Below are 8807 nucleotides of genomic sequence, written 5' to 3' on the forward strand. Positions count from 1 at the left end.
GTGGCGGTCTTCCCCAGCCTGTACGAGCCCTTCGGTATCGTGGCTCTGGAGGCTATGGCAGCGAGAACGCCGGTAGTGGCGAGCGATGTGGGAGGCCTACACGAGGTAGTGAAGCACGGGGAGACAGGGATTCTCGTCTACCCGGACAACGTGAATTCGCTAGCCTGGGGCATCAATCACACTCTGGCCCGGCCCGACTGGGCACGCCAGAGGGCGGAGACCGCTTACCGCATGGTGCGCACGGAGTACAGTTGGGACCGCATTGCCCAGCGGACGGCGGCGGTGTACGAGCGTATCGTGAGGGAACGGGCAGCGGTGAAGGATTGGTGATGACTGCCGATGGGTGAATCCACTGGCTAACGGCCGGCGCGTGAGCCGCGAAGCGCAACGGAGCGGCGTCAGGTGCAAGCGCGTGTTGGGCGGCATCATTTTCACAGGCTCCCCCGATTTATCCCAAACTCCGTGTCAATGCCTCTAAGGTTTCCTCAATTTCTCGTTGTGATTGTTGGATGATGGTTATCAACTCTTCCGGCGTGCGTCTATCCGAGTTGTCGGGTGCATTGGGGTTGAAGGCTTTCAGATCGTATTTTTTCTTGCGGATGGTCTCAATATCCTCGTACCAACTGCGCTCGCTGATGCGCTCCGGGTCGTCTGGGTCAAGGGCCAGCCGTTCGAAAAAGTCGTCAAAATGCTCCAGGGTCAGCGGCTGACGCTTCGTCACCTTGATGTCCGAGAGGTCGTAGTACCAGATACGCTGCGTGGGGCGTCCTTTGGTGAAGAAGAGCAAGTTGGTCTTGGCTCCCGCCCCGGCGTTGACAAAGACGTTCGGCGGCAGGCTGATCACGCACCACAGGTCGCATTCGTCCAGCAACTTGCGCTTAGTCTGCTGAAAGGCGGCGGTCTTGGTGTGGAACATCACCCCCTCGTCAATGACCATCCCACACGTGCCACCTGGGGCCAGAGAATCAATGATATGTTGCAAGAAGAGCACCTGCGCCTTGCCGGTCTTGAAGGCGAATTGTGCCTGGGCGTCTTTGCCCTCCTTGCTGCCGAAGGGCGGATTGGTCAGGATGTAGTCAAACTGCATCGGCGCGCCTTCAAAGAGACTGCCATCGGTGGCGACGCCGGTCAGCGTGTTGCCGTGCCAGATACGCGGCAGGTCAATATCATGCAGCACCATGTTGGCCAGGCAGATGGGGGTGGCCTCGTTGGCATACTCCCGCCCCCAGAAGGTCTCGGTCTTGAGATGCTCGATCTGGGTGGGTGTGGGGTTCTGGGCCATCATATGTTTGTAGGCCTCGATGAGAAAGCCGCCCGTGCCGCAGCAGGGATCGTAAACCGTGCCGCCCAGTTGCGGGTTGACCGTGCGCACGATGACGCGGATGATCTCGCGCGGGGTGAAGAACTGACCGCCGTCGTTGGCTTTTTCGCCCAGGCGGGGCAGCAGCCCTTCGAACGCCTGGGAAAGCAGGAAGATGTGCTGCTCGCTGATCTCGGCGCGGGTGAGGGCATCCACGCGATCCAGGGCATCCAGCAGGTTGGTTTCGCTCTCCAGGATGGTGCGCTCTTTGTTGGCAAAGATCATCCCGATCACCCGCTGGCGGTCGGTGGTGCCCGGACGGTGACTCAGTTCTCTCAGATAAGGGAACAGTTCGCCGTTGACGAATTCCAGGAAGGTGCCCAACGGCCCTTCGGTCAGTTCGCGGCGCTTCCAGCCGGGTTGAAAGCCGTCTTGTTGAAACAGGGGCAGCGGATTATCCGGCGGAGCGGCCCAGTCGCGCCAGCGGTAGGGCGGCTCGATGGAAGGGGTAAAGGCCGTGCCCAGCGCGCGGGCGCGAGCCTCTTCCTCCGCCTCCTTCTGGTCCAGGGCGTTGAGGAAGAGCATCCAGGTCAGTTCGGGGACGTAGAGCCGGGCGCCTTTGGCCTTATCGCGGCGCAGGATGTCGCAGATGCTCCACACGGCGCGATCCAGTTCGGCCTGGGTGGTGATTTTCGTTCCGTTGTTGTTCTTGCGGGCCATGCTCACTCCGAATCCATTGGTGGTTCAAACTCACCAAACACCTCATTCAACAGCGCCCCCGGCAGGGCGTTGATCGCCTCCAACTGCCGTTCGGCCGCGGCGCGCAGCCGCTGCACCTCGGCCATCTGCGCCTCCAGCCGGGCGACGATGGCGCGCTGGTCGGGGAGAGGCGGCAAAGGAAAAATAATCGCTTTAATGTGCTCTCGGCCAATTGCCCCAAATGTGCTACCGCTTCCTCTGCTGGCCAACTTGTCTTCGAGATGGCGCAGAACTACTAACAAGTAGTAAGTTAACAACAAGTTTCCTGGACGGATAGCAGCCAAGCCACGACCAATGCAACACCTTTCATTGGCAATATTGGTTGGTCCCACCGGCGCACGAACTGATAGTAACACATCACCTGGCTCGGCAATCCGGATGGGTGCATTGCACCAAACACTGGGTGTCGGATATAACTCGCCAAAATCGGCAGCACCCTGATAGAAGGGTAATCCGACGGGATCTTTGGTGTAAGTACTTCCAGGCGGGGATTGTCCCATGATTATGGTAGCAATACTGGAATCCCCCAACCTCACCCACCGCCAGCCGGGGGGCAGGGGGCGGTGTGCACCGGCGCGCTTTTTGCTGCTCATACCGCTCTCCCCAACAAGAACTCTGGCCGCAGATGCTCTTCCGGTATTTTCTTTTCCTGCGGCAGGTAGATGGCCACCTGGATATCCAGATCGGCCAGATAACGGCACAGCAAGGGTCCAACTTCCCGCCACTCCAGTCCGCCCAGGCCGCAACCCAATGCCGGAAGGGCCAGGGATTTGATGCCTTCTTGTTTGTAGCGCTCCCGTATCCACTGCAAACCCTTTTCGATATCGCCGATATTCGAGCGGTCCCTCCAGTGTCGCTTGGTGGGCAAGAGCAGGAACCATTTGCTTTCCCCATTCTCCGCCATAGAAAAAGGCTCATCGGCCAGCGTTTGTTCCAGCGGAATTTCTCTCTTGTAGAGATAGGGCTTCCCCATTTCCAGGATTTTTCTGCGGCACACGTCCTGATAGACCACGTACACATCGGGGAACTGATACTTGGCCCGCGAGGCCAGCCCCTTGCCCATCACGCCGACGATGTTGACGCTGATGGTCAGCGTCTGCATGTGGGAGAAGAACATATCGCCGTCCACCCACGTAAGCGTGGGACTGACCCGTCCGCTCCTGCGAGGCAGGAAGAACATGTGCGGATCCTGAACGATCGGAATCTGCCCGGCGCGCGGGCCCAGTAAGCGACGCACCTCTTCAGCGGTTTGATGACTGGCTACGTAAACCGTATGAATAAAATCCGGCGGGATGACTGTGGAGACCAGACATTCGGACATGATGATGCGCTTGGAGCCGTCTTCAGGGCGCCACCATTCGCTTTGAATGAGCGACCAAGTTTCTTTGGATTGTAACCTTCGCAGTCCTTCGTCCCTGGGCAAGATTTCCGAGTACGCACTGGCGGCATTACCAATAGTTATATACTGTGCGAGATTGAGAACCTGTGGTTTGACCGCCAAAACAACGATGCTCTTACTCTTTTCCTCCCGGACGAGACGATAGAGCATCGGGTTTCTGGGTTGAAAGTAGAGATTGGCAAACTCCCAGAGGCTCCGCTCGTCTGGGGTTAAGCGCTTTTGACGACCGGCCACGATCTTGGCATCATAAACCGGAAACGCCTCAATACCTTGCCTCTCAATTTCCGCATGGGAAAGAATGCCTCGCTTCAGAATGGAAGGCAGGTTTTCTACCGGTGCAATATAGTACAAATTTTCAATACGGCGTTTGTTTGCCATCGTCAATCCATCATCAAGGGGCCAGCAATCTGGCTTTCGTCTCCTGGATCAACTGCTCCGGCGGCATGGGCAGGCCGACCAGGGTGCGAAATCCGCCGGCCTTTTGTACCGGCCCGGCGTCGAACAGATGGGGCGTCTCCAGTTCCTCAATGCCGCCGCGCTCGAACTGGTGGGCGATGGCGACCAGCACATTGGCGGCCTTATTGGGAAACCCTTTCAACCAATTCCGCTGTTTGTAGGAAAAGGCCGCGGCCCGCTCGGCACGGGAGCGGGCGGCCACGCCGTAGCCTAGTTCAGCCAGCACATCGTAGAGATCGCATTCCTCCTGCTCGCGCAGGACGCGGATCAGGCGCACCGCCGCGCCGTCGCCGGGTAGTTTTTCCAGCAACTCCCGCCGCCGCTCAGGCCAGACCCAGCGGTCGCGCAGGTCGTCCAGGCTGGGGGCCTCTTCGGTCAGGCGGGCTGCCAAGCGTTGCTCGTATTCTTCCACAGGCACCAGCGTCTCGCGCCCGTTCTCTTCAACCACGATGGCCCTCCCGCTACCGTATACGTGCACATCGAAACCTTCCACCCGGATCAGGCCGGGGAGAGAGCGGGTCGTGAAGGGAACGTCGGGGCGTTCACCCACCTGGGCTTCGGCAGCAGGCTGCTCCTCCACAGTTCCCTCGCGGCTGGGGCGGGCGCGAGAGATAAAAGGCTGTCCAAAGAGCCGCGTGGCGTTGGTGTAATCGTAGATGCGGAACATCAACTTGCTGCCGCGCGGCTCACCGGTGCGCGTGCCGCGTCCCACCCGCTGGTAGAACTCGATGGGCGATTTGAGATACTGGAAGAATACCACGTTCTCCAGGTTGGGCACATCCACGCCGGTGGAGAGCAGGTCCACCGTGGTGGCGATGAAGTGAGAGGCTTTGGAGCCGCGAAACTCGGGGATCAAATCGGACGCCGGCGGTCGCAGGTTGGGGTTGCCCGTGCACTGAAAGGCATAGACGTCCACCGGCCACTGGCCGTTTTGGCGGCACCAGGCCTGATACAGGTTGTTCATCTCCTGCGCCACCATCGTGGCGTGGCTATCGCGTACGCAAAAGATGATCGTCTTCTGGTGCGGCCCGCCGGTGTCCAAGAGATGCTGGAACAGGTCAGCACACATCGCCCGCACCCGGTCGGGAAGCATTAGTTTTTCTTCGTAATCGGTGGCCGTGTAGCGCTCTTCCAGCGTCTCCGGATCAATTTGCTGACCTGTGAGGGGGTCGGTGGCCGTGCGCTGCTCGATGTCCTCGCGGGTGATCTCCTGCTGGTCCAGGTCCACCACGCGCCGGACGGCCTCGCTGGCGGCCAGATAGCCATCTTCCTGCCCCATCCACATCGGGTACTCATACACCGGCTCGCCGAAATACTCGATGTTGTGGGCAGTGATGGCCTCATCTGCCTGGCGTGCCGGGTCATCTCGCCTTCCGCCGGTGATGATGCGCGGGGTGGCCGTCAGGCCGATGTGCACGGCGTCGGGGTTGTCTTGCAGGATGATGCTCCACTTACCCCAGGCAGAGCGATGGCACTCGTCTATGATGATGTGACTGAAGAATCCCGGCGGGTAGTTCTCGCGCCAGAATCGCGGTTCGTCATCTTCGTCGGTGATGTTCAGGGTCTGGTAAGAGGCGATCAGAATGCGGGCGTTTTTCTGCGGGTTGGACGTGGTCACGATCTTGGCGTTGTCGCCAAACACGGCGTGCATCTTAGCCCAGCCCTGGGTGCGCAACTCATCCCGGTCGCAAACAAAAAGCGCGCGGCGCAGTTGGCCGGCCTGAGCCAGTTTGTGCAGCAATTGGACGGCGATGATGGTTTTTCCCGTGCCGGTGGCCAGGGAGAGCAGCACGCGCTTTCCGCCGTGGGCGATCTTTTCCAGGGCGGCGCGAATGGCTGCATCCTGGAAATACCAGCGGGCCGCTTCGCCGCCCTTGTAGGGTGCCCACAGGGCCTGGGCTTCGGGGGCGGAAAGCGAGTAGCCTTTCAGTGCCTCGTAGCGGGTGCGTAACTGGTCGGGCGTGGGAAAATCGGTCAACGGCAGATTGTCCACAGTCTGGCCGATGTCCTCGCCCCATTCGGCGTATAGATGGCCATTGGTCGAAAAGATGAAAGGGACATTGAAGCGACGGCGGTAATCCATCGCCTGCTGGATACCCAGCGCAGGGAATTCGGACTCCTTTTTGGCCTCGATGATGGCCACCGGAAGCGGTGATTGGCCGGGGCCGGCCGGCAGGCACAAAAGATAGTCCGTGCGGCCTTTGCGCTTGACCGGTCTGCCGGCGATGATGTCGGCACCACCGACCGTCCGTTCGATGCGGATCAAGTCCTCCGTCCAGCCGCGGTCGCGCAGTTTCGGATTGATCAGCTCACGGCGGGTTTGTTCTTCGTTGCGGCTCATTGCTCTCCCACTTCGCGGGTTGGTGCTTTATCGACAGGGTGCTGCGGTTCGTAGAGCCAGAAATTAATTGGATGAGCCGGGTTGTATGTTCTGAACCCTCTTGAAGATCTCAGACCAACTCCCAGTTTGTGTTTTTTGCATTGCTCGTCAAGGTGTTTGATGACCGTAAACCGCTCTTGTTCCCTGTTACTCACTTTGCACGGCTCGTGACCAAAGAGCGACATCTGGCCACTTTGCGAGTGGAGCCACGATTCATACCTGTCGTAGGCAGAGTGGGAGAAGGCTCCCAGGCCGGCGAATAGATCGGCTAACTGGCTCAGCGGTGTTTTGGCGGAACAGACCTCCACAATCTGGAGTACGCTAAAGTCTCGCTCCAGTCTGAGGCGAAATCCGCCTTCAAACAGGTTGCTATCAATTCTAAATTCCAGGCCGGCAGCATCTAGAAAGTCCTGGACGGTCATCCAATCCATTGCTGTATTCTCATCGGGATGAAGCTTCCAGATACTCTCAGCAGGCCAGCGGCGTTGAAGGACATTTTTGAGCAAATGATAGTACATCCTCTGCAGGTTGGCAACATCATCGCGGCCTGGAATCTGGTGACGGCTATCGTGAGTATCCCAGATTAAGACATCAGCCCGTAGTCTCCCCTCAATGGCTAACTCCATTGTTTTGTCCAGCATCTTCAAGGCGGCAAATCTCTCTCTCGCCTGCCGCAGTTTCTCCCACTTGAATTCTGATATGCCAGATTTCCGAAGAATCTCACCGAAGGTTAGAGTAATGGCAGATTCATCGGTAGCGTTCAGCGTTATGACCGCTACGCTGCGGTAACGAGAAGCGGTCTGATAAGATTCGTCAGAGTAGGCTACGTGTGTGATGGAACTTGTCATCTTGCCTCACACCAATCATCCAGCCGCCCAACTATTGAGTAGGCCGAGTTATTTCGGTCTATCTACCTCGGTTCCTAGACAGAACTGATTCGGCATAGCATCCCTTATGCCGAATTTCGGCCATAATACCTTAGAATCTGGATGGGGCAATCTGGTTTGCGGTGCGAGCCTGATGACAATTCTATGATAAAATGTAAATCTCGTTTTGTCAACTTTGAGGAGGCGATCTATGGAGGAGCAACGCCCCAAGAAACTCTTGGATCAAGTCCGCGACACCCTGCGCCTCAAACACTATTCCATCCGCACCGAGCAGGCTTACGTCGCCTGGATCAAGCGCTACATCTTTTTCCACGGCGTGCGCCACCCGGCCGAGATGGGCGCCGCCGAGGCAGAAGCATTCTTGACCCACCTGGCCGTGAAGGAGAACGTCGCCGCCTCGACGCAAAACCAGGCTCTCAGCGCCCTCCTCTTCCTCTATCGCGAGGTGCTCCATCAAGACCTAGGTCCCATTGACGCCCTGCGCGCTAAGCGACCCAAGCGGCTGCCCACCGTCCTGACCAAAGAAGAAACCCTGCGCCTCATCGGCTGCTTATCGGGCGTACACCAGTTGATGGCCAAGTTGATCTACGGCAGCGGCCTGCGTCTGATGGAATGTCTACGCTTGCGCGTCAAAGACCTGGAATTCGAACGGCGGGCCATCATCGTCCGCGACGGCAAGGGGGAGCAAGACCGGGTGACGGTGCTGCCCGGCAGCCTCATCCCGCTGCTCCAGGAACATCTCCAACGGGTAAAAGCCCTGCACGAGCGGGATCTGGCTCAAGGTTTCGGCTCGGTCTATTTGCCCGATGCCCTGGCGCGCAAATACCCCAACGCCGACAAGGAGTGGGGCTGGCAATACGTCTTCCCGGCCAACTCCCTGTCCCAGGACCCTCGTTCCGGCGTCACGCGCCGCCATCACCTGCACGAGAGCAGCCTGCATAAGGCGATCAAAGAGGCGGCCCGACTGGCAGGTATCGCCAAGCCCGTCGGCCCCCACACCCTGCGCCACTGCTTTGCCACCCACCTCCTGGGAGCGCATTACGATATCCGCACCGTCCAAGAACTCCTCGGCCATAAGGACGTGAAAACCACGATGATCTACACCCACGTCCTCCAGCGCGGCGGCCTGGCCGTCCGCAGTCCACTGGACTAAATTTCTCGCCACGCTGATCCTCCGCGGTTTCGGTAATGTTCTTTGTGACCAAAGTCACAGCCAATCCCACCGATATGCGGTATAATAACATGGAATCGCGGGATGTTCCCCGCACAAATAAAGGAGGCGCAAACAATGAAAGTTCAAGTTGCTGAGAACGTCTACTGGGTTGGGGCGGTGGATTGGAACGTGCGCAATTTCCATGGCTATACCTACACCACCCCGCGTGGTACTACCTACAACGCTTACCTGGTTTTAGGGGAGAAAATCGCGCTGGTGGACACCGTCGCGGCTCCCTTCGCCGATGAGATGCTCGATCGCATCCGCGAGTTCGTTGACCCGGCGCGAATTGACTACCTCATCGCCAACCACGGCGAGATTGACCACTCCGGCGCTATCCCCCGTGTCCTGGCCCTCGCACCGGGGGCTAAGTTGATCTGTACGGCGAAGGGCACCGAGAGCCTGGGGCGCTA

At 58.7% G+C, this 8807-nt stretch carries 8 protein-coding genes; 3 read left to right on the plus strand and 5 right to left on the minus strand.

Translation table 11 applies throughout. From position 1 onward, the window contains the following. Positions 1-330: glycosyltransferase family 4 protein (locus H5T64_12975; protein MBC7265250.1), on the plus strand; the 330-nt coding region annotated here is incomplete at its 5' end. Between the two features lie 118 nt (positions 331-448). Here H5T64_12975 and H5T64_12980 read toward each other — a convergent pair. The 5 genes from H5T64_12980 to H5T64_13000 are packed head-to-tail and all read right to left on the minus strand — an operon-like array spanning position 449 to position 7142. Further along, complete coding sequence (locus H5T64_12980; protein MBC7265251.1) at positions 449-2020, minus strand: N-6 DNA methylase; 1572 nt, start codon at positions 2018-2020, stop codon at positions 449-451. A gap of 2 nt (positions 2021-2022) precedes the next feature. Continuing rightward, positions 2023-2652, minus strand: a complete 630-nt coding sequence (locus H5T64_12985) for a restriction endonuclease subunit S (GenBank protein MBC7265252.1) — start codon at positions 2650-2652, stop codon at positions 2023-2025. Then, positions 2649-3836, minus strand: a complete 1188-nt coding sequence (locus tag H5T64_12990) for a DUF4433 domain-containing protein (protein MBC7265253.1) — start codon at positions 3834-3836, stop codon at positions 2649-2651. The genes H5T64_12985 and H5T64_12990 overlap by 4 nt, the downstream gene beginning before the upstream one ends. Before the next feature lie 13 nt (positions 3837-3849). Beyond that, positions 3850-6255: a DEAD/DEAH box helicase family protein gene (locus tag H5T64_12995; GenBank protein MBC7265254.1), complete on the minus strand. Its 2406-nt coding sequence runs from the start codon at positions 6253-6255 to the stop codon at positions 3850-3852. After that, positions 6252-7142, minus strand: a complete 891-nt coding sequence (locus tag H5T64_13000) for a DUF3800 domain-containing protein (GenBank protein MBC7265255.1) — start codon at positions 7140-7142, stop codon at positions 6252-6254. The genes H5T64_12995 and H5T64_13000 overlap by 4 nt, the downstream gene beginning before the upstream one ends. Positions 7143-7371: 229 nt before the next feature. Between H5T64_13000 and H5T64_13005 the strand changes: the two genes are divergently transcribed. Next, complete coding sequence (locus H5T64_13005) at positions 7372-8334, plus strand: integron integrase (GenBank protein MBC7265256.1); 963 nt, start codon at positions 7372-7374, stop codon at positions 8332-8334. Between the two features lie 135 nt (positions 8335-8469). After that, positions 8470-8807 (plus strand): FprA family A-type flavoprotein (locus H5T64_13010; protein MBC7265257.1); only part of this gene is annotated, 338 nt, incomplete at its 3' end.

The sequence above is a fragment of the Chloroflexota bacterium genome, from assembly GCA_014360825.1.
Lineage (GTDB): Bacteria > Chloroflexota > Anaerolineae > UBA2200 > JACIWT01 > JACIWT01.